The 26,555-nt window shown below is 44.4% G+C and carries 29 protein-coding genes; 3 read left to right on the top strand and 26 right to left on the bottom strand.

The genetic code is table 11. From position 1 onward, the window contains the following. Position 1: 1 nt before the first annotated feature. The 23 genes from fliI to ACFYU8_RS06670 all read right to left on the bottom strand — a co-directional run bounded on the left by fliI (position 2) and on the right by ACFYU8_RS06670 (position 22,043). Positions 2–1,321 carry a flagellar protein export ATPase FliI gene (fliI, locus tag ACFYU8_RS06560; RefSeq protein WP_390294703.1) on the bottom strand — a complete coding sequence of 440 codons (1,320 nt, stop codon included), beginning with the start codon at positions 1,319–1,321 and terminating at the stop codon, positions 2–4. Then, on the bottom strand, positions 1,318–2,136 hold the full coding sequence (gene fliH, locus ACFYU8_RS06565) for a flagellar assembly protein FliH (RefSeq protein ID WP_390294701.1): 819 nt from the start codon (positions 2,134–2,136) through the stop codon (positions 1,318–1,320). The genes fliI and fliH overlap by 4 nt, the downstream gene beginning before the upstream one ends. After that, on the bottom strand, positions 2,120–3,133 hold the full coding sequence (fliG, locus tag ACFYU8_RS06570) for a flagellar motor switch protein FliG (RefSeq protein ID WP_390294698.1): 1,014 nt from the start codon (positions 3,131–3,133) through the stop codon (positions 2,120–2,122). Before fliG ends, fliH begins: the two co-directional genes overlap by 17 nt. 12 nt (positions 3,134–3,145) lie before the next feature. Further along, positions 3,146–4,735: a flagellar basal-body MS-ring/collar protein FliF gene (gene fliF / locus ACFYU8_RS06575; RefSeq protein WP_390294696.1), complete on the bottom strand. Its 1,590-nt coding sequence runs from the start codon at positions 4,733–4,735 to the stop codon at positions 3,146–3,148. 30 nt (positions 4,736–4,765) lie between these two features. Beyond that, on the bottom strand, positions 4,766–5,062 hold the full coding sequence (gene fliE, locus ACFYU8_RS06580) for a flagellar hook-basal body complex protein FliE (RefSeq protein ID WP_390294694.1): 297 nt from the start codon (positions 5,060–5,062) through the stop codon (positions 4,766–4,768). A gap of 18 nt (positions 5,063–5,080) precedes the next feature. Further along, a complete protein-coding gene (gene flgC, locus ACFYU8_RS06585; protein WP_390294691.1) occupies positions 5,081–5,539 on the bottom strand; it encodes a flagellar basal body rod protein FlgC in 459 nt (152 codons plus the stop codon). A 2-nt stretch (positions 5,540–5,541) separates the two neighbouring features. Then, positions 5,542–5,955 carry a flagellar basal body rod protein FlgB gene (gene flgB / locus ACFYU8_RS06590; RefSeq protein ID WP_390294689.1) on the bottom strand — a complete coding sequence of 138 codons (414 nt, stop codon included), beginning with the start codon at positions 5,953–5,955 and terminating at the stop codon, positions 5,542–5,544. 372 nt (positions 5,956–6,327) lie between these two features. Further along, entirely contained in the window at positions 6,328–7,107 is a 780-nt protein-coding gene (gene codY / locus ACFYU8_RS06595) for a GTP-sensing pleiotropic transcriptional regulator CodY (protein ID WP_390294687.1), read from the bottom strand. Positions 7,108–7,147: 40 nt separating this feature from the next. Further along, positions 7,148–8,545: an ATP-dependent protease ATPase subunit HslU gene (gene hslU / locus ACFYU8_RS06600; protein WP_390294685.1), complete on the bottom strand. Its 1,398-nt coding sequence runs from the start codon at positions 8,543–8,545 to the stop codon at positions 7,148–7,150. A 20-nt stretch (positions 8,546–8,565) separates the two neighbouring features. After that, a complete protein-coding gene (hslV, locus tag ACFYU8_RS06605) occupies positions 8,566–9,108 on the bottom strand; it encodes an ATP-dependent protease subunit HslV (protein ID WP_015891764.1) in 543 nt (180 codons plus the stop codon). Positions 9,109–9,123: 15 nt separating this feature from the next. Further along, entirely contained in the window at positions 9,124–10,065 is a 942-nt protein-coding gene (xerC, locus tag ACFYU8_RS06610) for a tyrosine recombinase XerC (RefSeq protein WP_390294682.1), read from the bottom strand. Between the two features lie 61 nt (positions 10,066–10,126). Next, the gene (gene trmFO / locus ACFYU8_RS06615) at positions 10,127–11,440 is read right to left on the bottom strand and encodes an FADH(2)-oxidizing methylenetetrahydrofolate--tRNA-(uracil(54)-C(5))-methyltransferase TrmFO (protein ID WP_390294680.1); all 1,314 of its coding nucleotides are present in this window, start codon (positions 11,438–11,440) and stop codon (positions 10,127–10,129) included. A gap of 39 nt (positions 11,441–11,479) precedes the next feature. After that, entirely contained in the window at positions 11,480–13,558 is a 2,079-nt protein-coding gene (topA, locus tag ACFYU8_RS06620; RefSeq protein WP_390294677.1) for a type I DNA topoisomerase, read from the bottom strand. 106 nt (positions 13,559–13,664) lie between these two features. Then, on the bottom strand, positions 13,665–14,783 hold the full coding sequence (gene dprA, locus ACFYU8_RS06625) for a DNA-processing protein DprA (protein WP_390294675.1): 1,119 nt from the start codon (positions 14,781–14,783) through the stop codon (positions 13,665–13,667). Positions 14,784–14,916: 133 nt separating this feature from the next. Then, entirely contained in the window at positions 14,917–15,819 is a 903-nt protein-coding gene (gene sucD / locus ACFYU8_RS06630) for a succinate--CoA ligase subunit alpha (RefSeq protein WP_007719376.1), read from the bottom strand. 43 nt (positions 15,820–15,862) lie between these two features. Further along, positions 15,863–17,023, bottom strand: a complete 1,161-nt coding sequence (sucC, locus tag ACFYU8_RS06635) for an ADP-forming succinate--CoA ligase subunit beta (RefSeq protein WP_390294673.1) — start codon at positions 17,021–17,023, stop codon at positions 15,863–15,865. A 186-nt stretch (positions 17,024–17,209) separates the two neighbouring features. Then, positions 17,210–18,265 (bottom strand): hypothetical protein, encoded by a 1,056-nt coding sequence (locus ACFYU8_RS06640; protein ID WP_390294671.1) that lies wholly within the window; start codon positions 18,263–18,265, stop codon positions 17,210–17,212. Between the two features lie 36 nt (positions 18,266–18,301). After that, entirely contained in the window at positions 18,302–19,195 is an 894-nt protein-coding gene (locus ACFYU8_RS06645) for an AlbA family DNA-binding domain-containing protein (protein ID WP_390294669.1), read from the bottom strand. Positions 19,196–19,279: 84 nt separating this feature from the next. Beyond that, positions 19,280–19,618, bottom strand: coding sequence for an SCP2 sterol-binding domain-containing protein (locus ACFYU8_RS06650; protein WP_390294666.1), 339 nt, complete (start codon positions 19,616–19,618; stop codon positions 19,280–19,282). A gap of 72 nt (positions 19,619–19,690) precedes the next feature. Next, positions 19,691–20,005, bottom strand: coding sequence for a YbjQ family protein (locus ACFYU8_RS06655; protein WP_390294664.1), 315 nt, complete (start codon positions 20,003–20,005; stop codon positions 19,691–19,693). A 123-nt stretch (positions 20,006–20,128) separates the two neighbouring features. Beyond that, positions 20,129–20,938, bottom strand: a complete 810-nt coding sequence (locus ACFYU8_RS06660; protein WP_390294662.1) for a CBS domain-containing protein — start codon at positions 20,936–20,938, stop codon at positions 20,129–20,131. Then, positions 20,935–21,291, bottom strand: coding sequence for a hypothetical protein (locus ACFYU8_RS06665; protein WP_390294660.1), 357 nt, complete (start codon positions 21,289–21,291; stop codon positions 20,935–20,937). The genes ACFYU8_RS06660 and ACFYU8_RS06665 overlap by 4 nt, the downstream gene beginning before the upstream one ends. A 29-nt stretch (positions 21,292–21,320) precedes the next feature. Further along, positions 21,321–22,043 (bottom strand): EAL domain-containing protein, encoded by a 723-nt coding sequence (locus tag ACFYU8_RS06670; RefSeq protein WP_390294658.1) that lies wholly within the window; start codon positions 22,041–22,043, stop codon positions 21,321–21,323. A 477-nt stretch (positions 22,044–22,520) separates the two neighbouring features. On the opposite strand from ACFYU8_RS06670, the gene ACFYU8_RS06675 reads away from it, so the two are divergent. After that, positions 22,521–22,829, top strand: a complete 309-nt coding sequence (locus ACFYU8_RS06675) for a protease inhibitor I42 family protein (RefSeq protein ID WP_390294655.1) — start codon at positions 22,521–22,523, stop codon at positions 22,827–22,829. A 489-nt stretch (positions 22,830–23,318) separates the two neighbouring features. On the opposite strand, the gene ACFYU8_RS06680 is transcribed toward ACFYU8_RS06675, so the two are convergent. Further along, positions 23,319–24,863 carry a YifB family Mg chelatase-like AAA ATPase gene (locus tag ACFYU8_RS06680; protein WP_390294653.1) on the bottom strand — a complete coding sequence of 515 codons (1,545 nt, stop codon included), beginning with the start codon at positions 24,861–24,863 and terminating at the stop codon, positions 23,319–23,321. An 85-nt stretch (positions 24,864–24,948) separates the two neighbouring features. Between ACFYU8_RS06680 and ACFYU8_RS06685 the strand changes: the two genes are divergently transcribed. Together ACFYU8_RS06685 and ACFYU8_RS06690 are read left to right on the top strand one after the other, a co-directional pair. Continuing rightward, entirely contained in the window at positions 24,949–25,203 is a 255-nt protein-coding gene (locus ACFYU8_RS06685) for a DUF6979 family protein (RefSeq protein ID WP_391365709.1), read from the top strand. 181 nt (positions 25,204–25,384) lie between these two features. Beyond that, entirely contained in the window at positions 25,385–25,624 is a 240-nt protein-coding gene (locus tag ACFYU8_RS06690; RefSeq protein WP_390294651.1) for a DUF7660 family protein, read from the top strand. Between the two features lie 103 nt (positions 25,625–25,727). Here ACFYU8_RS06690 and ACFYU8_RS06695 read toward each other — a convergent pair whose 3' ends face one another. Together ACFYU8_RS06695 and ACFYU8_RS06700 are read right to left on the bottom strand one after the other, a co-directional pair. Beyond that, positions 25,728–25,892 carry a hypothetical protein gene (locus tag ACFYU8_RS06695; protein ID WP_390294649.1) on the bottom strand — a complete coding sequence of 55 codons (165 nt, stop codon included), beginning with the start codon at positions 25,890–25,892 and terminating at the stop codon, positions 25,728–25,730. Between the two features lie 127 nt (positions 25,893–26,019). Continuing rightward, positions 26,020–26,550: a 3'-5' exonuclease gene (locus tag ACFYU8_RS06700; RefSeq protein WP_390294647.1), complete on the bottom strand. Its 531-nt coding sequence runs from the start codon at positions 26,548–26,550 to the stop codon at positions 26,020–26,022. Positions 26,551–26,555 lie beyond the last annotated feature (5 nt).

Here is a 26,555-nt window from a genome sequence, read left to right on the forward strand (position 1 = left end):
GTTAGTTCACTCCTCCGAAATGAGCTGTCAACGCTTGGATAGCGCCCTGCAAAGTAGATGGCTCATGCGTTCCTTGTGCCGTAAAACCCGAGATGATATCACGATAGCGAATGGCCGCATCGATTTCCCGGTTGCTTCCCGGCTTATACGCCCCAATATTTATGAGGTCCTCCGCTTCACGAAACGTAGCCAAATGCTTTTTCAGCTGACGAGCAGCATCCAAATGGTTACTATCGACGATTTCATTCATAACACGACTTACACTCGCCATGACATCAATGGCAGGGAAGTGACCTTTGTGAGCGATTTTTCGGTCAAGAACGATGTGACCGTCCAAAATCCCCCGCACCGCATCCGCAATCGGATCGTTCATATCGTCAGAATCAACCAATACGGTATAAAAGGCGGTAATACTTCCCTTATCCGCTGTTCCTGCGCGCTCCATCAACTTTGGCAACATCGCAAACACCGATGGCGTATAACCACGCGTAGCCGGCGGTTCTCCGATTGCCAATCCCACTTCACGTTGTGCCATGGCAAAGCGCGTGACGGAATCCATCATAAGCATGACATTCATTCCACGATCTCGGAAATATTCCGCGATGGATGTCGCAATCATCGCTCCCTTGATTCGAATCATGGCAGGTTGATCGGAAGTAGCTACGACAACAACAGACCGCTTTAGTCCTTCTTCCCCAAGATCGCGCTCGATAAACTCCATGACTTCACGGCCGCGTTCTCCAATAAGACCAATGACATTGATATCTGCCGTAGTATTTCGGGCGATCATTCCCATCAATGTACTTTTTCCTACCCCTGATCCAGCGAAGATGCCGACCCGTTGACCTTTCCCGATGGTAAGCAGACCATCTATCGCTCTCACACCTACACTTAATGGTTCTTGAATACGCGGTCGAAGGATCGGATTTGGCGGCATATTGTTCGTAGGATAAGACGTTAGCCCAAATGGCAGAGAGCCTTGATAGGGTCGGCCCAATCCATCGAGGATCGAACCCAGTATTTCAGGTCCAACTTTTACATCTAACGAACGTCCTGTCGCGACCACATCGCAACCTGGACCAATTTCAGTCAATTCGCCTAATGGCATTAAAAGCACTTTGTTTTCACGAAAGCCAACGACTTCGGCTATGATTGGTTCCTTTGTGTTAGTCGGATATAGATGGCATATCTCGCCTAACTTCACTTCTGGCCCTTGTGATTCGATAGTGAGTCCAACAACTTGCGTCACTTTGCCATTCACGCGCATCGGATCTAATCCATGTAGCATGTGCTTGTACTTCGAGAGATCTAAGATGCTCATGGAGCCTCACTTCCTCTGGCAATCGTAAGCAGCGCTTGTTTAATCTCCTCCATTTGTGTATCAATGCGGGCATCGACACTACCTAAAGCAGTACGGATGACACATCCACCGTCTTGTACCGTATAGTCGGGGTAAATGGAGAGTTCTGCTTGTCCATCTAACAATTCCAGAAAACCAGCACGATGTTCGAGCACATAATCGAAGTACTTATGGTTGACGCACACCGTAATCTCACCGTGAACACGTGAGCGGCGGAGTGCTTTTTTGGTCATTTCCAGGACCTGCTCGGGATGCTGTTGCAAATCCTGTCCAATGATTTTTTTAGCGATCTCCATGCTGAGTTCCACTAGAAAAGGCTCCGCTTCAGCTATGATCTGTTTTTTCTCGGCAAACGCAGTTTCCAAAATGGATTTTGCTTGGCTGAGAGCATCTGTTTGCTCCTCGTACGCCTCACGTTTTCCCGCTTCGAAACCTGCCTCGTGTCCTTCATTCATAGCTTCGTCTTGTACTTGTTGAAACAGTTGCGCAGCTTCCTGACGCTTTTGTTCCCACCATTCTTCCATCTGAGCAAGCGTCTCTTGTCTCAATTGTTCTGCTTGATCCGCAGCTTGCTGCAGGATGTTTTGCGCGGTTTCTTCTGCATCTGAGATGATCGTTTTCGCTTCTATCTCAGCTTGATTTAAAATTTCTTGATTTTCTTGCAACCTTTCGGCAACTTCTTCCGTCTTAAGTGGTACAGGCGTTACCGAGAGGAGAAAAGATTCCTCAGAAGGCCGATAATTGGCGCTTTTGATGATCCTAGACAATGATATCATCTCCTCCACCGCGGGCGATGATGATCTCACCAGCCTCCTCTAAGCGACGGATAATTGCAACGATACGAGATTGTGCCTCTTCGACGTCGCGAAGGCGAACTGGGCCCATAAACTCCATTTCTTCTTTGAAGGTATCCGCCATCCGTTTGGACATGTTCCGGAAAATAACTTCCCGAACCTCTTCGCTGGATACTTTGAGAGAAAGTTGCAGATCGGCATTTTCCACATCGCGGATAACGCGCTGAATCGAACGATTGTCGAGTGTAGCAATATCTTCGAAGACGAACATACGCTTCTTGATTTCTTCTGCCAGCTCTGGATCTTGAATTTCGAGGGAATCCAGAATCGTGCGTTCGGTTCCACGATCGACACCGTTGAGTACAGCCACGATCGCTTCGATCCCGCCTGCCTGAGTGTAATCTTGGGTAACAGTGGCAGAGAGCTTTTGCTCCAATACCTGTTCAACTTGAGTGATTACTTCTGGTGATGTACTGTCCATTGTCGCAATACGCTTCGCAACCTCTGCTTGACGTTCTTGCGGAAGAGCGGACAAGATCATGGCTGCTTGTTGAGCCTCCAGATAAGAAAGCACCAAGGCAATCGTCTGTGGATGCTCATTTTGGATAAAGTTAAGGATTTGACCTGGGTCAGCCTTTCTAGCAAAGTCAAACGGTCGAACTTGAAGGTTTGCCGTCAAGCGATTGATAATGTCCATCGCTTTGGTCTCACCCAAAGCTTTTTGCAAAATTTCTTTGGCGTACGTAATCCCGCCTTGTGCAATTACCTCTTTGGCAACTGCTATCTGGTGAAATTCAGATAAAATTTTATCTTTTTCATCCGTATCCACTTTTCGCACATTGGCGATTTCTAATGTCAGTTGCTCGATCTCATCCTCACGCAAATGCTTGAAGACCTGGGCAGAAACTTCCGGCCCGAGTGAGATGAGGAGGATAGCTGCCTTTTGTCGTCCTGACAACTCTTTAGCGCCGCGAGCCATACCATTCACTCCTTAATCTTCTGCTAACCAAGTACGAAGCAGAACAACAAACTCATCTGGTTTGCTTCGCGCCAATTTTTCAAGTTGCTTTCTGACCACTACCTGGTCTCCATCTTCTTGGTAAATCAAGTCTGGTATTTCGGCCGCGTTCAACGGTGTCAGTAAGTCTGGCAATTCCTCTTCTTCTTGTTGTTGCTTCGCTTCTCTGCGTCTGCGATAAACAAGGAAGGCAACAGCAGCAAGTGCCAAGACTGCAATACCACCAACTGTCCATAGAACAGCAGGACTTAGTGCACTGGAATCCTCAATCTCAGCTTTTCCTGAGAACTGACGAGGGAGTACAGAAATATGCTTGTCCAACTCAACATCAGTTAAATCAGATGCCTGATCACTTAATGTGACACGAACAACATTACGCAACACTTGCTTGATGCTCTCGAGCGTAGCCGCATCCATCGTTCCACCATCTGGCGGTTCTACCCCAACGTTGATTGTGATGTCTTCGATCTTGTATGGGCTCGATGTAACATTTCGTGTGATGCGATTTACTTCACGGTTAATCGTATCGTTCAACTCTTCGTATTGACTGTTACTTCCTTGCGGGGTAGCTCCCGGGTAGTTCGGAACTGCATTGTTATTTGTTCCTGCGATTCCTCCTGGAGGTTGACCTTGTCCAGAGAAGGCTTTTGATAATTTTTGAGAAGAAATGATAAGACCTTCGTTGTTCTCTTTGTCAGGTGCCTCGACGATATTTTCTACGCGGTTTTCTTTGTCAAAGTTCATTTTAATGAACGTATGGACGATGACTTTATCGCGGCCCATGATTGTTCCCAACAGGTTGTACAAGTTTTGTTGAATTTTCTTTTCAACATCTGCTTTGATTGTTTCCTGTTGCTTGAAACTGCTCAATGTTCCTTCGTTTTCGTTGCCTTCAGAACGTTCAAGCGGATTGGAATACTGGTCAGTAATCGCAATCGCGTCCATCGGCAATTTCGGAACGCTTCGGGAAACGAGTAGATAAAGCGAGTTAATTTGCTTTTGGTCGAGAGTCGTTCCTGGTTCCACATCGACGATAACAGAAGCAGTCGCTGTATCTGGAGTCTCCGTCACCCAAACGCTTTCCTGCGGCAATGTAATCATCACTTGTGCAGAACGTACACCTTTTACACGTTCCAGCATCTTGCGAAGTTCTTGCTGCAAGGCCTCTTTCTTCATGACATCAAACTGGCGATCTGTAACTCCGAGCGTACTGGAGAAAATTTCTGCATTAATTCCTGCTTGACTCGGAATACCTTGTGCAGCCAAATCGACAATGACATCTTGTGCCATTTTTTCTGGAACCTCGATGCCTGTACCATTCCCTGTGATGCGATAAGGAATTTGTGAAGCTTCCAGCTCTTGCTTGATAGTCCCGATTTCTTGTTCACTCAATTTTTGGTTGTAGAGTGGCTTGTACACCGGCTGAGAAGCGATGTATATGTATAGACCAAGAGAAATCAAGAGGAAGAGTGTAGTACCGATAATCATCCATTTTTGTTTCTTGGAAAATTGGTTCCATTTTGACGTAAGCTGGTCTTTGTATACTGCTAAACGTTCGTTCATGTTTCACCTCTCAAAGGATACAAACAACGATCAAATCGACATGCGCATGACTTCTTGATAAGACTCAATCATCTTGTTCCTGACCTGCATAGTCATTTGTAGCATCACGGAAGCTTTTTGCCCTGCAACAGTCAATTGATGCAAGTCGGTAATTTCTCCCGCTGCAAACTTGTCGGCAAGATTCGACGATTCTACTTGCGCCTGATTCACTTTATTCACGGCATCCGATAGAAACGATGAGAATTCTTGGGAAACTTCAGCTGGGGTTGGCTTGTTTACAATCGGTGTACGAATTGGCGTTAGTTGGGAGATTGCACTCATTTCCATTCCTTACTGTCACCCGCTTTACTTGATTTCCAATGCTTTTAGCATCATCGATTTGGAAGCGTTCAATGCTGTCACGTTGGCCTCGTATGATCTTGATGCGGAGATCATGTCCACCATCTCTTTCATCGGGTCGACATTCGGCATCAAGAGATATCCGTCTTGATCTGCATCTGGGTGAGATGGATCAAATACTCGCTTAAACGGCGTATTGTCTTCTTGAATCGCTGTAACCCTCACACCTTGTCCACCTCGACTTCCAGAGACCGTTCCCACGGCTGCTTGCAGGAAGTTATCAAACGTTTCGTTTGTTCGTGGTGACAACTCCACCATTTTTCTCCGATAAGGCTGCCAAGCGCCATCTACGAAGTTTGCGCGGGTCGTTTCCGCATTTGCAATGTTGGAAGAAATCGTATCCAGGCGCAAGCGGTTAGCTGTCAAGGCAGAAGCACTTGTATTAATTCCCTGAAACAAGCTCATCCTTATTTACCTCCACCTTCAATTACACTGCGTAATTTTTGAAAATGCCCTGCAGTCAACTGCGTTAATCCACTGTACCAAATTTGGTTTTTTGCCAGTTCTGATGTTTCTGTTTCTAAATCCACGTTATTTCCATTGTTCTGCACGAAGTAATTCGGATTGGACACAACCTGTGGTGCTGCAACGCCTCCTGCATTTCCAAACGGGAGGTGTCTTTGATTGGTCCGATACGCTTCTAACTTGCCATTTCCCGCTCTTGCGTTCAACTCATCTTGCAAAAAGCTCTCGAAGATGACTTGTTGACTTTTGAATTGAGGGGTGTCTATGTTGGCAAGGTTGTTTGCGATCGTTCTATGTCGCAATGTTGCAGCGTCGAGTGATCTCTCCAGGACCTGCAGATGGTAACTATCCAGCATTTTTCCTTCTCCCCCAATATGAGTCAATTGTTTTCCCTAAAACCACCTATATTTCCTGTATTTTCGACACTCTAATACGATTCAATCATAGCAAAATCAATTTGGACAAAAAAGCCCCTTTTCATGACGTTTTTCAAAATGATTCAATGGGACTAAATCCCTTATCTTTCCTGTTTTTTTACTGCATTTTACAAGGAAACCATATTCAAACCATCGCAAACCCCTAGTCGTGCATTAAAAATCATTATATAATTTATGGTAATAATGTGTCGGTTTTCGCTATAACCAGGACAAAAGACCTATGAAAAAAGGTGCAGCAACATGAGTTGCTACACCTTTTGTTTACTTTCTTGTAACTTTTGGCAAGGTATATTACGAGCTTTTGAGCTTCTCAAGTTCAGGCAGCAGCTTTTCATTCAGCACTTTAATGAAGGTACCTTTCATCCCCAAAGAACGGGATTCGATAACACCCGCACTCTCCAGCTTACGCAGTGCGTTTACAATTACGGAGCGAGTAATCCCAACGCGGTCCGCGATTTTAGAGGCAACGAGCAAGCCTTCTTTGCCTTCGAGCTCTTCAAAGATATGCTCAACTGCTTCCAACTCACTATAAGAGAGGGAACCAATAGCCATTTGTACAACTGCTTTGCTGCGTGCTTCTTCTTCAATCGCTTCAGAACGCTCGCGCAAGATTTCCATACCTACTACAGTTGCCCCTACTTCCGCAAGAATCAGGTCGTCATCGACAAATTGATCGTTAATACGACCCAAAATCAGCGTACCGAGACGATCTCCTCCACCCATAATTGGAACGAGCGTCGTCCAACCTGTGCGGAATACATCTTTCATTTCAACAGGGAAAATCGTGTAAGGGCTATCTACATCCAGGTTCGCAGATGTTTCATCTACTTTCAGTAACCCCATGCTGTACTCTTCTGGAAAACGGCGCTCTTCCAGCATTTTGCGCATACGGCTGTTATCCATCTCTTGATGAATCGCATATCCGAGAAGTTTTCCTTTACGGCTTACAACAAAAGTATTTGCTTCAATAACGTCACTCAATACTTGGGACATTTCATTGAAATTCACGGCATGACCCGCGGATTTTTGCAGCATGCGGTTAATTCTTCTTGTTTTTGACAGTAGATCCATCTGTATTTCCTCCTAATTATATGTGCTACCTATCCAATGTTTATAAAATATATTGACTTAAGTCTTTGTTCCCCACGATTGTACCTAATTTCTGTTTGACATAATCGGGGGTAATCTGTACAACTTCTAGGTGGATTTCTGGGGCTTCAAAAGAGAGATCCTCCAGTAGCTTCTCCAATATGGTGTGCAATCGTCTAGCACCAATGTTATCTGTGCTCTGATTGACCTCAGCAGCGAGACGAGCGAGCTCCTGAATGGCTTCCGGTGTAAATTCAATACGCACACCTTCGGTTTCCAAGAGGGCCACGTACTGCTTGAGCAACGCGTTTTTAGGCTCTGTCAAAATTCGGACAAAATCTTCAACGCGCAAGCTAGTCAGTTCCACCCGAATCGGAAAACGGCCTTGCAATTCAGGAATCAAATCTGATGGTTTTGCCATATGAAAAGCACCAGCTGCGATAAACAGAACATAATCTGTTTTGACAGGACCATACTTGGTCATGACAGTTGAGCCTTCCACAATCGGTAAAATATCACGCTGGACCCCTTCACGGGATACATCCGGGCCACGCCCATCCTTACCCGCAATCTTGTCAATTTCGTCAATGAAGATAATGCCGTGGTGTTCGGCTCGACGAATTGACTCCTGCGTAACTTCGTCCATATCCACCAGTTTTTGCGCTTCCTGCTGAATTAATACCTTTCGCGCATCTTTTATTCGCAATTTTCGTTTCTTCATCCGCTTAGGCATCAGGCTACCGAGCATATCTTGCATTTGCATCCCCATTTGTTCTGTACCCGGAACCTGGAACATGTCAAACATCGAAGGTGATTGATCTTCGACTTCAATCTCAATCATTTGCTCTTCTAACTGGCCATTCGTCAATTGCCACATGATTTGTCTGCGTTGCTGCTGGATCGACACTTCTTCTTGATCAGTGGTATCCTGCTCCTGTTGCTGCTGTCCACCGAAGAACATCTCCAACGGATTTTTGAACGAGTTCGACTGCTTGCGTGATGGGACGAGTACGTTCACAATCGCTTCATTCGCAAGCTTCTCGGCTTTCTCTTTCACCGACTCTACTTTTTCCTGTTTGACCGTACGGATAGAAGCTTCCACCAGATCACGGACCATCGATTCCACATCTCGTCCTACATAACCGACTTCCGTAAACTTCGTTGCTTCTACTTTAATAAAAGGAGCACCTGTCAGTTTTGCAATCCGACGTGCAATTTCCGTTTTTCCAACACCAGTAGGTCCGATCATCAAGATGTTTTTTGGAACAACCTCTTCAATCATTTGCTCCGGCAAACGACTGCGACGATAGCGGTTGCGAAGCGCTACAGCGATTGCTTTCTTGGCTTGTGCCTGCCCGACAATGTATTTATCCAAATGCTCTACGATCTTACGCGGGGTTAATTGCTCAAGATTCAGCACAGTAGGTTCCTCCCTTTCGCTCAATTCAACTCATCCACAACAAGATTGTTGTTTGTGAACACGCAAATTTCAGCAGCAGTACGAAGCGATGCTTCCGCAATTTCACGTGCGCCGAGATGAGGCGCATATGTCTTCAATGCACGACCTGCTGCGAGGGCAAAGCTACCGCCAGAACCAATTGCAAGAATCCCATCATCAGGCTCAATGATTTCGCCATTTCCGGAAATAAGCAGCAAATGCTCCTTATTGGCAACAATCATCATTGCTTCCAAACGACGCAAAATTTTATCCATGCGCCACTCTTTCGCCAGCTCTACAGCAGCACGCTGCAGATTGCCGTGATACTCCTCCAGCTTTCCTTCAAACTTCTCAAAAAGCGTAATTGCATCAGCAACAGAGCCAGCGAATCCTGCTAAAACTTCGCCGCGATATAGACGTCTTACTTTTTTGGCACCGTGCTTCATCACCATGCTGTTGCCAAAAGTAACCTGACCATCTCCGGCCATCGCTACAGACCCATTGTGCTGTACAGCAAATATGGTTGTTGCGTGAAACTGTTCCATCACTGATTCCTCCCGTTATGTCCGATTGGCGGAACCTGTATTGCCCGGGTTTGCTCGTGGGTGAGCGGTGTCATATACATGCCGAAGTCGCTCTTTGGTCACATGCGTGTACACCTGTGTCGTCGAAACATTGACGTGTCCCAATAATTCTTGCACGGTACGCAGATCAGCGCCACCGTTCAACATATGGGTCGCAAACGTATGACGAAAGGTATGTGGTGAAACCCGCAATTGAAGAGCGTACGTATCTACGTATTTGTCTACAATCCGCCGAACACTGCGGTCGGATAACGGTTCTCCCCGATAGTTTACCAGCAAATTACCGTGTTCTACTTTTCCAGCCAACAGTTTTTCTCTTCCATACTCTAGGTATTGCCGAAGAACGTCGCAGGCATAACTTCCAACCGGCACATACCGTTCTTTCGCTCCTTTTCCATAAACCAAGGCGACTCCCATGCTCGGATTTACATCATTCACAGATAAAGTTGTAAGCTCCGTAACACGCATGCCGCTTGCATACAACAGTTCAAAAATCAGCCGATCACGAATTCCCAATGGAGCGGTTGTATCAGGTAGATCGAAAAAAGCTTGAACTTCTTGCGGATATAAAAAGGAAGGAAGTTTTTTTTCCATTTTGGGAGTGGAGACTAGTTGAAATGGGTTCTGTTCCAGTTGACCTTCACGCAACAGAAATCGGTACAAGCTACGCAAACTCGAAAGCTTGCGGGCAATACTTCGCCGGGAAAGCCCCCTGCCAGCCAATTGCGCGAGAAAGGAGCGACCATGCAAATAAGAAACAGCAGCAAATACGGTGATTTGGTGCTGTTCCATAAAGGAGACAAATTCACTGATATCTGCCACATACTGCTTCACCGTATGAGGAGAGGCGTTTTTTTCAACTCGCAAATAGCGGGTAAACATCTCAATATCCGCTGAATTTTGATGCGAAATGTCCATTCGGGATGCACCCTCCTCGAAGCACCTATATAGTAACACAGACGAAAATCGGATATCAATGTTAATTGTGTCGTTCTTGTGTAAAATTCTGAATTGTATCTAGCGCCCGCTCAGCGAGCTTTTCGTTTTTCACACGCTTGTCTCGGATTCTTTCTGGCCATTCCGGTACCAATCCGAAGTTTGCGTTCATTGGTTGAAAATGCTTTGGATCTGCCGTTGTAATATAACGAGCCATGCTTCCCATAATTGTTTCAGGTGGAAGCACGATCAATTCTTCGCCTTTTGCAAGCCGTGCTGCATTTATCCCGGCAAGCAAACCAGATGCAGCTGACTCTACATATCCTTCTACACCAGTCATTTGACCAGCAAAGAAAAGTGTTTCCCGATCTTTATACTGATACGTAGGCTTCAACAGTTTTGGCGAGTTGATAAAGGTGTTGCGGTGCATAACGCCATAACGAACGATTTCGCAGTTTTCCAACCCAGGAATCAGTGAAAAGACTCTTTTTTGATCCGGCCATTTCAGATGAGTCTGGAAGCCTACGATGTTATACAATGTCGCAGCACTATTGTCCTGACGAAGCTGTACAACCGCGTAAGACTTTTTGCCTGTCCGCGGATCAACTAGACCTACTGGCTTCATGGGACCAAATGTCATGGTTTTGTGCCCACGCTTTGCCAATACTTCAATCGGCATGCAGCCTTCGAAGAAGATTTCCTTTTCAAATTCCTTCAATGGAACTGTTTCTGCGGAGATCAGTGCATCATGGAAGCGATTGAACTCCTCTTCTGTCATCGGGCAATTCAAGTAGGCTGCTTCACCTTTATCATATCTGGAAGCAACGAATACCTTGTTCATATCAATCGAATCTTTTTCGATAATGGGCGCAGCTGCATCATAGAAGTACAGATATTCTTCACCAGTCAGTTCTTTTAACTGTTGAGATAAAGCTGGAGAAGTAAGTGGACCCGTCGCAATGACTACAATCCCATCAGGAATCTCGGTAATCTCTTCCGAAAAAACCTCAACCAACGGATGATTACGAACGGCATCTGTAACATGAGCCGCGAACTCGTGTCTGTCTACAGCAAGCGCGCCTCCAGCTGGAACCGCGCAGCGATCTGCCGAATCGATAATGACAGAGTTCAGTCGACGCATTTCTTCTTTTAATACACCCACTGCATTCGTCAACGTGTTAGCACGCAATGAATTACTGCATACCAACTCTGCAAATTTATCGGTATGGTGCGCAGGCGTTTGTGTCTTCGGTCTCATTTCATACAGCTTTACTTTTACACCCGCCTGCGCGATTTGCCATGCTGCCTCACTACCAGCGAGGCCAGCGCCCACTACTGTAATTGTTGGTTGTGACATGCTGTTAATCCTCCAAACTACAAAATCAAATCAGGCTGCTTAGGAGTCTGCCTCTTCTTGATAATCACACTTGGTGCAAACAATGCTAACTCCTTGCTTCTTGCGCTTTTTCTCCACGAGCATGCTAGAGCATTTTGGACAAGGTCTGGCAATCGGTTTGTCCCAGGATACAAAATCGCATTCCGGATATTGATTGCAACCGTAAAAAATACGGCTCTTCTTAGATTTACGTTCGATAATCTCTCCGGTTTCACACTGTGGACATTTTACTCCGATGTCTTTTACAATCGGCTTTGTATTACGGCAATCCGGGAATCCGGAACAAGCTAAAAACTTACCAAATCGACCGAGTTTATAAACCATCACGCGGCCGCAGAGCTCACATGTTTCATCCGATTCTTCTACTTTCAGCTCTACTTCTTTCATTTCTTCTTCTGCAACAACTACGCGCTTTGCAAAGTCTTGGTAAAAATCATCAAGCACTTGCACCCAATTCGTAGTTCCTGCTTCGACGTTATCCAAGCCCGATTCCATATGAGCAGTAAATTCTACGTTAAGAATCTCCGGGAAAAACTCCTCGACAAGCGTGATCACAATCTCGCCCAGCTCAGTCGGTACGAATCGCTTCTCCTCTAACGCCACATAGCCCCGCTTTTGAATGGTCTCTAACGTAGGAGCATAGGTAGAAGGTCGTCCAATTCCCATCTCCTCCATCGATTTCAGCATGCGCGCTTCGGAGAATCGAGGTGGTGGCTGTGTAAAGTGCTGACTCGGCTCGATTTCTTTTTGTTCGAGGATTTGTCCTTCTTCAATGGGTGGTAGGAAGCTTTCTTCTTCTGCACCATCATCGTTTCCTTCAATATATACCTTCATGAATCCAGGAAACTTCACTTTTGAACCTGTTGCTCTGAAGGTTACTCCACCTGCGTCAATATCTACGCTCATCGTATCAAGAACAGCAGATGACATTTGACTAGCGAGGAAACGCTCCCAAATTAATCGGTACAGGCGAAGCTGATCTCTCGACAAGTATTCCTTGATTTCATCTGGTGTACGCATCACACCTGTTGGACGAATCGCTTCGTGAGCATCTTGTGCATTTTCGTTTTTTGCCTGATTGCGTGGCTCAGATAAAACATAGTCTGAACCGTACTTCTCAAGTATGTAGTCTCGTGCTTCGTTCTGTGCAGTTACAGATAGGCGAGTAGAGTCTGTACGCATATAGGTAATCAAACCAACTGCGCCTTCTTTATTCCCAACGTCGATCCCCTCATATAGCTCTTGGGCGATCCGCATAGTCTTAGAAGTGCGGAAGTTCAGCTTACGTGCTGCCTCTTGCTGTAAAGAACTCGTGATAAAAGGAGGTGCAGGATTGCGCTTACGCTCACGCTTCGTTACCTTTTGTACCACGTATGGTTTTTTCTTCATTCGTTTCAAAACCGCTGCTACATCCTCTTCCGAATGAAGCTCAACCTTTTCATCTCCATAACCATAAAACTTCGCGTTAATTTCTTTTCCGCCGCTGATCAAAGTACTCGCAATCGTCCAATACTCTTCCGGTATAAACTCTTGGATCTCCCGCTCACGATCCATGATAAGTTTTACCGCAACCGATTGAACACGTCCGGCACTCAAGCCTTTCCGAACCTTTTTCCATAGAATTGGACTGATATTGTAGCCCACAAGTCTGTCGAGAATACGACGTGCCTGTTGAGCATTTACCAAGTCCATGTTTATGTGTCGTGGATGCTTGAAGGCTTCTTTGATGGCATCTTTGGTAATCTCATTAAATACCACACGAAGTGGCTGATCTAAATCGAGTCCCAAGTATTGTGCCAAATGCCAAGCAATAGCCTCCCCTTCGCGATCCGGGTCGGCTGCGAGATATACTTTTTTTACTTTTTTAGCGGCATCTTTTAAGCCCTTCAATACATCGCCTTTGCCGCGAATGGTTATGTATTTGGGTTCAAAATTACGCGTAACGTCTACACCCATTTGGCTTTTCGGCAAATCGCGTACATGCCCGATAGACGCTTTCACGATATATTTACTACCCAGGTATTTTCCAATGGTCTTGGCCTTCGTAGGGGATTCTACGATTACTAGCGTATCAGCCATTTTTTTCCTCCCCTTTTAGTAAGGAATCTTCCCTATTATTAAATACCCTCATCCGGTTTGTCAAACACTTGTGCCTCTAAGCATTGCCAAAAAGGTACCGGATATGCTAACGTCGTGCAAAATAACCGCCAGGAAGTGCCACGATTGCCCCTTTTGCTTCCAAACGAATTACCAGTTGATGCAGCATCCTGCGTTGGTCTTTTTCTAAGCTGCTCATTAGCTCATCCAGATGAATGCCCTCATAGGTTACAGCTTCAACAATAGCTTTTTCTTCATTAGATAAGGGAACAACGTCCGATCCATTTCTTTTTTCGACCCGCTGCTTCTGCTCAGCTTGTGGAAGATGGTGTTTGATTTCCTCCCATATATCGTTACTGCACGTTACTAGCTTTGCACCTTGTTTGATCAAGTTATGCGGTCCCGCGCTCATCAATGAAAAAATCGGTCCAGGAATTGCAAAAACTTCCTTGCCTTGCTCAAGTGCGCAGTCTGCCGTAATCAAGGATCCACTTTTTTCTGCTGCTTCCACTACTAATACACCGATAGCAAGTCCACTTATGATACGATTTCGCTCTGGAAATAATCCAGCTACAGGTGGAATATAGGGAGGATATTCGCTGAGGAGTAGGCCAAAAGATTCAATTTCGCGATAAAGTTCTTTATGCCGCGAAGGATAAACATGATTCATCCCGCAACCGAGTACTCCAATTGTCTTACCTCCTGCTTTCAAGGTAGTTTGGTGAGCTTCCGCATCAATTCCATACGCTACCCCTGAGACGATGACTAGGCCTGCCTGTACCAGCTCTCGGACGAAAAAGTTACAACTCGCCCTTCCATATGGTGTCGGCTTGCGTGAACCAACGACGCCAATCGACAATTTCTCCAACAATGTGTGATCGCCACGATAAAACAACGTCAGTGGAGAATCTGGGATATTGCGCAGCGAAACAGGATAAGCATCGTCAAAAGGACATAAGAAGCGCGTTCCCTCTTCTTCACGCTTTTCCAATAGTGCCATCACTGAAGCTTCATTGCTTTGTTTGTCAACTTGCCCAGTGATCAAGGTAGTCAATCTGAGCTCACGTGCCAGTTCATGCCAATTTTCGATCGCGAGCTGAAAAGAACCAGCGATTTCAAAAATTTCTCGGATTTTCTTTCTTCCCAAACCCGATATCATCGTCAATACATACAACCAGTCTCTCTCGTCGAGTTTCGCTTTTTCCATCCGAAATCCTCCTTCATCCCGATCACAATTGTCACAGCGGACGGTTTTGAAAGCTATTCTATCGAAAGAAAGAGGCTGCTTCAAAAATAAAAAAGTGGACAAGCCTAAGCCTGTCCACTTCTGTCTTATCTACTTACTTGCCCATTACTTTCTCGAGCATACCGCGCTCTTTCAGCAATTCAACAAGTGTTTCACCGATAACTGCAGGTGTTTTCGCTACGCGAATACCGCATTCTTCGAGCTTCGCGATTTTCTCAGCAGCTGTACCTTTACCGCCGGAAATGATCGCACCAGCGTGGCCCATACGTTTACCTTCAGGAGCAGTTTGTCCCCCGATGAAGCCTACAACTGGTTTTTTCATGTTAGCAGCGATCCACTCTGCTGCTTCTTCTTCCGCAGTACCACCGATTTCACCCAGCATGATAACTGCTTCTGTGCCTGGATCTTCGTTGAACATTTTCAGTACATCGATGAACTCCATACCTTTTACAGGGTCTCCACCGATACCTACAGCAGTGGATTGACCAAGACCGCGAGTAGAAGTTTGGTGTACTGCTTCATAAGTCAAGGTACCGGAGCGAGATACGATACCCACTTTACCTGGAACATGGATGTAACCAGGCATGATACCGATTTTGCACTCACCTGGAGTGATTACGCCAGGGCAGTTAGGACCTACGAGAAGGGTTTTCTTGCCTTCCATGTAGCGCTTAACTTTTACCATGTCCAGAACTGGGATACCTTCTGTGATGCAGATTACCAGATCCAGTTCAGCGTCAACTGCTTCCATGATCGCGTCAGCAGCGAAAGGAGGAGCAACGTAGATAACGGATGCAGTTGCACCAGTTGCTTCAACTGCTTCTTTTACTGTGTTGAAAATTGGAATACCGTCAACTTCGGTTCCACCTTTACCAGGTGTTACACCGCCCACCATTTGTGTACCGTATTCAACGGCTCCGCGAGTGTGGAACAGACCAGTTGCACCCGTAATCCCTTGCGTAATTACTTTTGTATTTTTGTTAACGAGAATACTCATCGCGTAATTTTCCCACCTTTTTTAACGTATCTACTCGCAATAACTACTTCACCAAGGATACGATTTTCTCAGCACCATCTGCCATAGATTCTGCAGCAACGATGTTCAGACCGGACTCATTGAGAATTTTCTTACCCAATTCTACGTTTGTACCTTCGAGACGTACAACGAGTGGTTTGTCCAATTTGATTTGTTTTGCTGCATTCACTACGCCGTTTGCGATAATATCGCATTTCATGATGCCTCCGAAGATGTTGACGAAAATGCCTTTTACTTTTTCGTCACGGAGAATAATTTTGAACGCTTCCGTTACTTTTTCTTCAGTAGCTCCGCCGCCAACGTCAAGGAAGTTAGCAGGGTCTCCACCGTAGAATTTCACGATGTCCATCGTTGCCATCGCCAGACCTGCTCCGTTTACCATGCAACCGATGTTACCATCGAGAGCGATGTAGGACAGATCGAACTTGGATGCTTCGATTTCCTTCTCATCTTCTTCATCCAGATCGCGCAGAGCTACGATGTCAGGGTGACGATAGAGAGCATTACTGTCGAAGTTCAGTTTCGCATCAAGTGCCATTACTTCACCGTCGCCAGTTACAACCAGAGGGTTGATTTCAGCGATAGAAGCATCTTTATCAACAAAAGCTTGGTACAAGCTCATCATGAACTTAGCAGCTTTGTTAATCTGTTCTTTAGGAATGTTGATCGCATAAGCCAGGCGACGAGCTTGGAAGCCGTTCAGACCTGTAACTGGATCAACTACTTCTTTGAAGATTTTTTCTGGACTATTTGCTGCTACTTCCTCGATGTCCATACCGCCTTCTTCAGAAGCCATCATTACAACGCTTCCAGTCGCACGGTCAACTACTACACCTACGTAGTATTCTTTCTTGATGTCGCAGCCTTGCTCGATCAGAAGACGCTTAACTTCTTTACCTTCTGGTCCTGTTTGATGAGTAACGAGTACTTTGCCAAGAATTTCGCTGGCATATGTACGAACTTCATCAAGATTTTTTGCAACCTTTACACCGCCAGCCTTACCACGGCCACCAGCGTGAATTTGCGCTTTTACTACGTTTACTTGGGTGCCCAGTTCTTTCGCTGCTTCAACAGCTTCTTCCACTGTGAATGCTACGCGTCCTTCAGGAACTTTTACACCGTACTGCTTAAGTATCTCTTTACCTTGATACTCATGAATGTTCATTCTCCATCCTCCTATGGCAGATAAAGATCGGCAGGCTTTTAGACCGGTCCAAAGACGTCTGTCTTTTTCCGGTCATAACCTCCACTATCAGTGCAACGTAACTATTCTACGACAAAAACTGCAAAAGTGGTAGTAATATGTTCTTTTTATCGTGACCATAAGTACGAAACTTCATGAGGAAACCCCTCATTTTCGTAGAGATTGAAACAATTTCCACTCGTTTTCAGCCAGTTCATCGTGAATATACCAAGTTTGATCATACTTAAAGTAACGCGGATAAAGTTCAATGCTCTGTTCTGTATCATTCACCAAAAAGTGAAGTTCGTATTGTTTTAAGCCTGGTTCTTTTGGTGGATCTTTTAGTGGATCTGCATTTTTTAGCAATCGGACAGATTGATGGGCAATTCCTTGCTCGATTGTCGTCTGCGTGACATCCACTTCTGTATCATGGACGCTCATTTCACCATTTGCTGTGATGCGAATATGCGTAGATTTAAATAACTGGTCGATCCTGTCTTCCTTACGATTGCTTGGCGGTAACCATTCCGTTAACCGCGAAAAGAGGCTACCCTCTACGTGAAAGAAAAACGTTTCTCTCCCAAAGGGAACAGCAATCAGCGTCGGCGTTAAAATAGCCACTTCGACTGGTTTGTCTGCAGAATTTATTCTCATCCGATAGTTGGGGTAGAGAGGATACTGCTTACTGCGACTGTCCATCTCTGGGACTGCCGTTCCCATTACTTTCCTGATGTACTCTGCTTCTGATTCGTTCAACACGCGCGCCTGACCAAGGTCCTCTGCTGCTAAACGCACGCTTTGAATTTTTTGTGAGAGCACTCCTTTGCCAGTTAACTTGTTTACCCACTGATAAAAGTAGCTGGCACCCGCTCCACGATACGTGTGTCCACCAAACTCACTTGCTGACTCCCCCACCGTCACGACAAGTGGAGCCTGCTGTGTTCGGTAGAGGACAAGCGTAAAACGTACATCTTCTTGCTTTAATGGCTCGGACGATATTTGTAAATCTTGTCCCTGTCCAGACAGTTCTTGCAAAAACAAACGCAAGTCCAATAATACTTCCTGTCCATCCGTTGACATTACGGTTACTTTTTCAACCGCACCAAGCTCTGTCTCGATATGATCTTTCATGTCATCAGAAACCTTGCCTGACTGTGCGCAGCCAGTGACGAACAAGCTACTCACCATCATAACCAGTAGACAAGTACGTAAAGACGATATCACGCAGTAACCCTCCTCGTGTGTTCCTGTAAGATAACGCTACAGAAGTCCCAATCGACGGCTGATCTCACTGCCAAGCTTTCGTTTCACGTAAATTTCACCAATTTGGTGCGGATCTTTTACGACTACGGAGCGATTGTTCGTACGAATGACCACATACTTTTCATTGTTTTTGTCCAAACCACAAATCAAATCAGATGAGGCTTCTACAAAAATAGCTACCACCGTTTTCCCATCTATTTTTTTTAACGAAATTTTGGGAAATGGGGCCACAAACGGTGACGTCTTATCTTGAATGTATTGCGTAATAGCAAGAATGTATTTGTCCGGGTCTCCATACTGCTCGATTTCATGGTCAACCCCACACACTGTACCCTCATCCGTAATGCCTAAAAATAAATTCCCGTTGTTTGAATTCGCAAACGCCACAATAGACTTAATAATTCCTGTCTTCGAATAAAGAAAGTCGCGTTTGAATTCAATCATGTCGTTTTCACCAAGCTTGGTTGCTGTTACGGGATCATCAATTCGTCCTAAATAGCGAAAGCGACTGATAGCGCCTAAGCGATAGACATATTCTTCAAATATATCAGCAGGCAAAGAAAGGTCTTCTATGCTTGCATCTGTGTTTTGCCACAATTTATATGTTTGCGGAGCAAAGCACATGTCAAACAATACATTCCCGCCGAGCGAGCGTATGTTCATACCGATAGATGCAGGCATGATCTTCCCCGGCTGATACGGAGCATCTGTTTCTACTTCCAATACTCCTGAATGAATTAAATAATCGAAATAATGACGCGGTAATTGTGCATGATGCTTTAATAATTGTCGTTCTGGCTTGGGGCGTCTGATTTCTTGATAAAAATCAAAACGCACAGATTGTTCTTCCAGTTGGCTTACAATCGCAATCAATGAACAAATATGGCGCATGTTTCCCCTCGTTTTGTGTTGGAGTAGGTGTCATTGTTTGGTCATATTTTAACGCAACCTTTTAAGAATTGACTAGTTTTTTCGTTATTTTTGTGACTGATAGTGATGTAAGATTGTTTGTAATTTAAACGAAAGTCCCATTTCTCCGCTAATTTTTAGCTTACCCGTTACAAAAGCAACGGTGGGATTCAAACGTCCCTCTACGAGCTTAATAAAATCCTTGTCTGACAACTCTAGCTTGCAGCCAGCTTCCCTCGTCACACCCATCGTGTAGTCCGCTTGATTATCGGCAAAAACAACCTCGTAGGTGCCCCCCTCTTCTCCACTTAGGACGAAATGGTAAACCGCATGTAATCCAGCGATCCTTTGTGGTTGTGCGTTTATCTTATTCGATAAATCCTGAAGAGTTTTTTGTACCTGCATGCCCACTTCTCCTTGCTTACTATGTATTAGGACTGCTTCCGGTAAAAAAAGAAAGCCGGGTATTTTACCGGCTTACTTCACACGGACAGCTGTGCCTGTGGCAATGACCATCATCATACCTTCTCGCAATGTTTCGAAGTCGAGATCAACTCCAATTACTGCATTTGCACCTAATACCCGTGCTTTTTCTTTCATTTCACGCAAGGCCAATTCACGACCTTCTGAGAGCTTGCTCTCATACGAACCACTTCTGCCTCCGATGATGTCCGTAATCCCTGCGAGAAAGTCACGGACTACGTTTGCGCCCATGATTACCTCTCCGCTGACGATATCCAGATACTCTTCAACTTCTTTTCCTTGGATTATACTAGTAGTAGTTACAATCATGTCATTGCCTCCTCATATCGATCTATTCATATCAAGTATTACGTTACACAGAATAATCGGTTGCAAAGAAAGTTCTTAACCTGTCCAAAAGTCTATGCGCATTGCTGGCAAACTATACTTTTCCTAGCCGACCGTAGAAGTAAGTGTTTTGGATTTGGCAGCTGAAGAGCCTAAACTTGCTTCAGCGATTAATTCTCGCCAGGATCTAGCGAAGAAGTCTGGTGTTTGGTACCCGTTCACATGACCAACTGCTGCAGATACAAAGATATCCAGAACGTTTGTTGGACGTGTAATAAGCGTAATGTATTCCTGAATCTGTTCATCGGAAATCGTAGAGATCAAAACAAACTCGTCCCCTGCATAACGACATAAGTAATCGCCCTGTTCTTCAGTTAAAGAAGAGAGAACCGATGAATAGGTGCGGATGACATCATCCCCGAATGGATGGCCATGCAGCTTATTAATTCGGCCAAAGTCGTTCAAATCGATAAAAAGCAAATGGAAAGGTTTACGCTCCTTCAAAAAATTTTCTCCAATAAACTGGATGTATGGAGCGCGATACAAACCCGATAATGGGTCTCGATACTCTGCTATTTTCATCTCTACGATTTCTTTTGTGATGAATCCGATCAATTGATCCTCTTGCTTGACCAAAGCCAGCCCATTTTGTTCTTGATGAAGCGCGTGATAAGCCTCCCAAACATTGTGATTGGCAGACAGGTAGAACGGCTGACTGCTCATGGCATCGGCAACAATTCGGTTAGGATGAGCGGATAGCACGTCTCTCGTCGTAACCATTCCCAGCACCTCTCCGTGATCCATGACAACTAACGAATCAACATGAGATTCGTTCATTCGCTCCGCCGCATAAGAGACACTTTTGTCAGAGGTGATGGTACAAATCGTCGTCGTCATGATGTCGGAGATGTTCATAATAGATCCACCTCTCGTTGAACAGTCAATGCTATTTTCAACTCAGATCGCAGAACCATTGAGTCGCTAATCATACGCTCTGCCTCTTCCAGAATGATTTTCATCAATAATTTTTCATCAATCATTTGCAAAAGGGTATTTCGTAACAAGACCGCCTCAATCTTCGGATGATTCATTTTCAGTAAAGTAAACTGCTCTGGGGACAGGGCATCCGCCATTCTCCTTACAGCCTCAGGACCAATTGGTGCTTTCCGTCCGATGATCAACAGATCCTGCATCGGAGGGACTTCAAACTCAGATATTTTTAAGGAAAGCGTCGCCTTCCGAGAATATACGTTGTTATCACTAGCCATAAAAATTCCTCCAATTCTGCATTGTCTTCTTATTCGTCCGGCAAGCTGCCTGGTTTACCAAACAAATATCCCTGGCCGATTGCAACGCCCAATAAAGAAGCACAAGCAAAATCTTCTTCTTCTTCAACTCCTTCGAGAATGAGTTGAGGTGCATCTTTACAAAAATCGACAAACAATTTTACAGTCTTTTGCTTTTCTAATGAGCTCGATAACTCTTGCGAAAAAAAACGATCAATCTTGATGTAGTCAGGCGAAATATCTTCAATTTTACTAAATATATTCGCGCCATCTCCGACATCATCCAACGCAATTAAGAACCCCATCTTTTTCAATTCAGCTATGCGTCGTGTAAAAATGGGTTCGCTCCAACATTCTCCTTCCATAATTGATTCGTTGATCTCCAAAACGATTTGGTTTAAAAAGGGACGGAAGGAACGAACCATTTTTTGCATGAAGCCAGGAAATGTGTCCTCTATTATGGTAGAAGGAAAAATATTCACAAATAAAAGCTCGTTTTTGTGTTCAATCGACGAATGAAAAAAAGTCGAGAGCGCATAATGCAGGGAATGGGCGTCGAGTTCTGGCAGCATTTTATTTTCCTTTGCCAAAGAAAACAATGCCTCTGGATGGATCCCCGCTTTACTGCGAAGTAATACTTCATACCCTATCCTACTTTTCTCAGGAAGTTGACATATGGGCTGAAATGCGTGGTAGTACTCTTTTTTCTTAAATAATTCTGCAATACTCTCCATCAATTTTCCTTTCCCTTTCCTAGCAAGTATGAACACAAAGAAAAAGCTTCTTCTATGCGCAAGATATTCTGCGCCATGGAAGTGCTGGGAAATGTACCTACATGCACGAGCAAAAGAAATTCTACTCTCTAGATATTTCTAGTCATAACAATAACTAGGTAATAAAGATTACAAATATCAGCAGACATTTCGACAATATATGTCTTTGTCCCTACTTATTCGCCAGCATCTTGCGTATTCCTTTCCAGATCATACTAATTGTTTCAAATTAATTAGGAACATTGTACGTATAATAGCTATTTTCTATCATTAAATGATAGATGTATCAAGTAATTCCATAACTTGTAAACGGCTCTGAATCGCATAATATAAATGAAAATAAATTTTTTACTGCTTGTTTCGTCGTTAGCAGCTAGTAAGCTTTATTCATATGGTATGGAAAATGGGGATCGTCTTCATCCAAAGGGAGGATGAGCAGTGGTCAAGACCTCAACGTATACACTACAAGTGCAGGCAGGCCATTTGTTTACGATTACGCTAGTGGCAAATCCCTCAACCGGCTACCAGTGGGATTTGTCTAATCCAGTGGATGCACGCTTTTTATTGTTGCATGCGAATCATTTTGTTCCTCCACCATCGCCAGCTCGAATTGGGCAACAGGGGCAACAGGAGATGTCCTTCCTAGCTCTGCGGCAAGGGATGACGTCGATCTCTTTGAAGTATTGTCGGCCTTGGGATAATGGGGATTGCGGGGAATTTGTGTTTTATGTTGTTAGGATTGTATAGGGGTTATGTGTTAAAAGTACCGATTGTTAAATGCTCAGTAGCGGAGCGTTTAGTCTGTATGGGCTGCGTACATTTACTAGGCACATGCTAACTAAACGCTTCGCTTCGCAAATTTGACTATTTGTCACATGGACAAGCACTGACATCTTTGAAGTCGAAACCATGTAGCAAAGCATACTGATCCAAACTGCGCATATTGATAATCCCCCAGAAGCATATGGTATAATTTGGATGGGGTGAATGATATGGGATTTATTGTTTTTTTAGCGTTATTCCTTAATCCAATTCTGGCTATTTTGTTCTTTGTAAACTTTACATTTATTATGAAGAAGATTGTCAACAATAAGGATTATAGGCGAAATGCCGTCTTTGGATCGTTCCTGATCGTATGGATCTTTTTTTCCTATGGATTGCTCGCTATGGCAAGATAATTTTTTCACTGAAGAATTGCCTTTACCTTTCCAATTTTTCATTTGTTATCACTTAAGTTTAAAACAGTAGGCCTCGGTCCAAGGCTCTAAAACGAATTGCCTCTGCTACATGTGCAGCATCAACTCGGGAAACCCCATCTAAATCTGCAATCGTTCTCGCCACTTTCACAATTCTATCGTAGGCTCTTGCACTCAAACCTAATGTCTCGAAGGCAAGCTGCAGCATCTCCTGTCCTTCTTTGTCCAGCTGGGCGAATTGTCGAAGTTCTTCACCATTCATCACACTATTAAAAGGAGATCCGGGACGATAGTGGTATCTTTCACATTGAATAGCCCTCGCTTGTTCTACTCGCTGCTGAATGTCTTTTGAGGATTCCTCTGCTTTCCTGTTGTGAAGAAGTTGAACTGGTACTTTCGGCACCTCGATGTGCAGATCGATACGGTCTAGCAAGGGACCTGAGAGCTTTGAGCGGTATTTGTAGATTTGTTGAGGAGAACATGAGCAGGTTTGCTTCTCTCGAGTACCGAAAAATCCACACGGACAAGGATTGCACGAACCGATTAACAGAATCCGAGCAGGAAAGGTAAAAACCTGCTTAGATCGTCCAATCGTGACAACCCCTGATTCCAGCGGTTGACGCAGTACCTCTAATACATGCCGAGAAAACTCGGGCATCTCATCCAGGAAGAGGATTCCACCGTGAGACAAGCTACACTCTCCGGGACGCGGGATTTGCGCACCACCGCCAATCAGTGCGGTAGCCGTAATCGTATGGTGCGGAGCACGGAAAGGTCTCTCCTCTACAAGTCCACTCTCCCGCTTCAATTGACCAGCAATACTGTATATTTTCGTCACTTCGTACGATTCATGAATGGTCATGTTAGGCATGATACCAGGCAGGCAAGTAGCTAAAAGAGTTTTTCCTGAACCTGGGGGCCCCACCAATATCACATTATGAAATCCAGCTGCTGCGATCTCCAAGCCACGTTTTACAAAGTGCTGTCCGTAAACATTGGCAAAGTCCGGAGGCAGCTGGTTGGCATTTATCTTGGCTGTTTGTGCTTCATGAAAAGATAAGTCTGAGTATTTACCATGAAGTCCTTCTTTCCAATAGTTCACTGCCACTTCCAGATTACTCGCAGGCAATACGCTAATCTCGACGAGTCGTGCCTCCGCTGCATTTTGATCGGGGAGAATTACGTGGGTAAATCCTAATTGTTTGGCTTCTAACAAGATGGGGAGTACACCCGTTACAGGGCGAAGAGAGCCGTCTAATGCCAATTCTCCTAAAACGAGGATTCGCTCCTGCCTGGGTAGCATTTGCTTGGAGGCGAGTAAAATACCAAACGCAATAGCAAGGTCAAAACCAGAACCTTCCTTGCGCTGGTCTGCTGGAGCCAGGTTGACGGTGATCCGCTGCATTGGGTAGTCGTAGCCTGCGTTGCGCAAGGCAGCCCGAACACGATCTCTCGCTTCTTTTACTGCTGAACCGCCCAGTCCGACCAAATCGAATTGAGGCAACCCATTGGCTATGTCTGTTTCTACAGTGACTACCATACCGTCAATGCCAAGCACAGTTCCTGAATAACTGCATGCGTACATGTCCTCTCCCCCTCTGGTTATAGGGTAGGAAAAGATAGAGGGGGTGAGCAAGTAAATTGGAGCTTTTGCCAAAACGTTTATACAAATTTGTCAAGTTTTTTTATTCTGGGCTTCATTTTTTGTTGTAAACTGTGCTCACCTTTCAGACTTCCCTCGGTGGCTCACTTTGGAGCTTTGCGAGGAAGGCTTTGTACGTGGAATAGAGCCTGGTAATTACACAAAGTCACTGGATAATAAAACCTATGCGCTGCAGGCAGCTGAATTGTTAGTGACGGACCCTTCTCCGCTCACAAAGTCCATCAATCTTATGCAAGGCAATCAATATACCAAAGAGTCATAACAGTCAGATGGATGTTGTGATCTCCCTTTGCAACTATGACATGCTTCTGAAGTAGCCCCAAACTGATTTAGAACATGTCAAGTATACCCTTGAGCCTTGTTGTTGCCGCGTAGGAAATAGAGTGTGACTACGATACTATCTAAACGATCCGCATCTTTACAAGGGAGGACAAATCTTTAGTATGGACCTTTTTGATAAATGCAACAATGTTGATTCCAAAGATGAGCTTATTCAAATTATAAAGGCATTAAGAATCGACCTTCAAGTGAACCCTGAGGAATGGGAAAACCTCTCGCTCGCTGCCTTTTTAGAGACAATGGAATCCTGGATGGAAGATACAATAGATATGGGGTATATACCTGATCAACCCGAGTGGAAGTCACTCGCTGCCATATTGTACATGGGGAAGATTTATGAGTAGTATTTTTGGGAGCATGTGATGTACTTAAGGTATCTTACTAAGCTGAAGAATTAGTAATAAAAAGACACGCTACATAAAGCGTGTCTAAAACCATCATTAATATTTATTTCTTATTGTTTAAACAAATTTCTTTTAGTTTTGCTTCAAATTCTTGATGCTTTTCATCCCATATTTGCCTTTCTATAAACATCTTCTTAATATTATCATATTCTCCGTGCTCCAAAATTGTAGTGGCAACTGTGGCACTATAACTCTCAGTAGGTAACAATACTTTCAGAACTCCCAGATGGATCTTCAACATTTTCATATCCTGCATATTCAATTTTAGAAGAGCCACATTTAGAGCATTTCATAAAAACTGTCCCCATTTCAATTTAGTTAAAACCCTCATTTTATTAAAATTCTAGTTTATCAAATATTTTAACAAAGATTTTCGATATATTTCTTGCATCGTCAATTCCGCGATGATGGGTGCCATCAAGAGGAATGTTGAGCATTTTCAGCGCCTTTTCCATGCCTACGCCACGTTCAGCACCAATCATCTTTCCATGCTGATGCTTGATACTAATATGATTTCGAATCCAGCTTGTAGGTGTCATATGTAGTTCGCAATCCATCTTGAATTGCTTCTTGTCATAGAAACCCCATGAGCATAGATAGTAGTCATTATCAATCCAGTTTTTAAAATTACTTATTGCTTTCCCAAAACTAGGAGCATTATCAACTTCTTCTTGTTTTATGGATGTAAGACTCTTACAGAAATCTGACAACACAGGATTTAATTTGGGTTTAATAAATGTCTGAAATTCTCCCACTACGTTTAAGTTCTCATCAAGCTTTACAGCTCCAATTTCAATGATTTCATTTTGTTTTGATCTGTCGTTTTCCCAACATGTCGCTTCTAGGTCTAGTATAATATAGTTCATTAGGC

The sequence above is a fragment of the Brevibacillus sp. NPDC003359 genome (assembly GCF_042878995.1).
Classification (GTDB): domain Bacteria; phylum Bacillota; class Bacilli; order Brevibacillales; family Brevibacillaceae; genus Brevibacillus.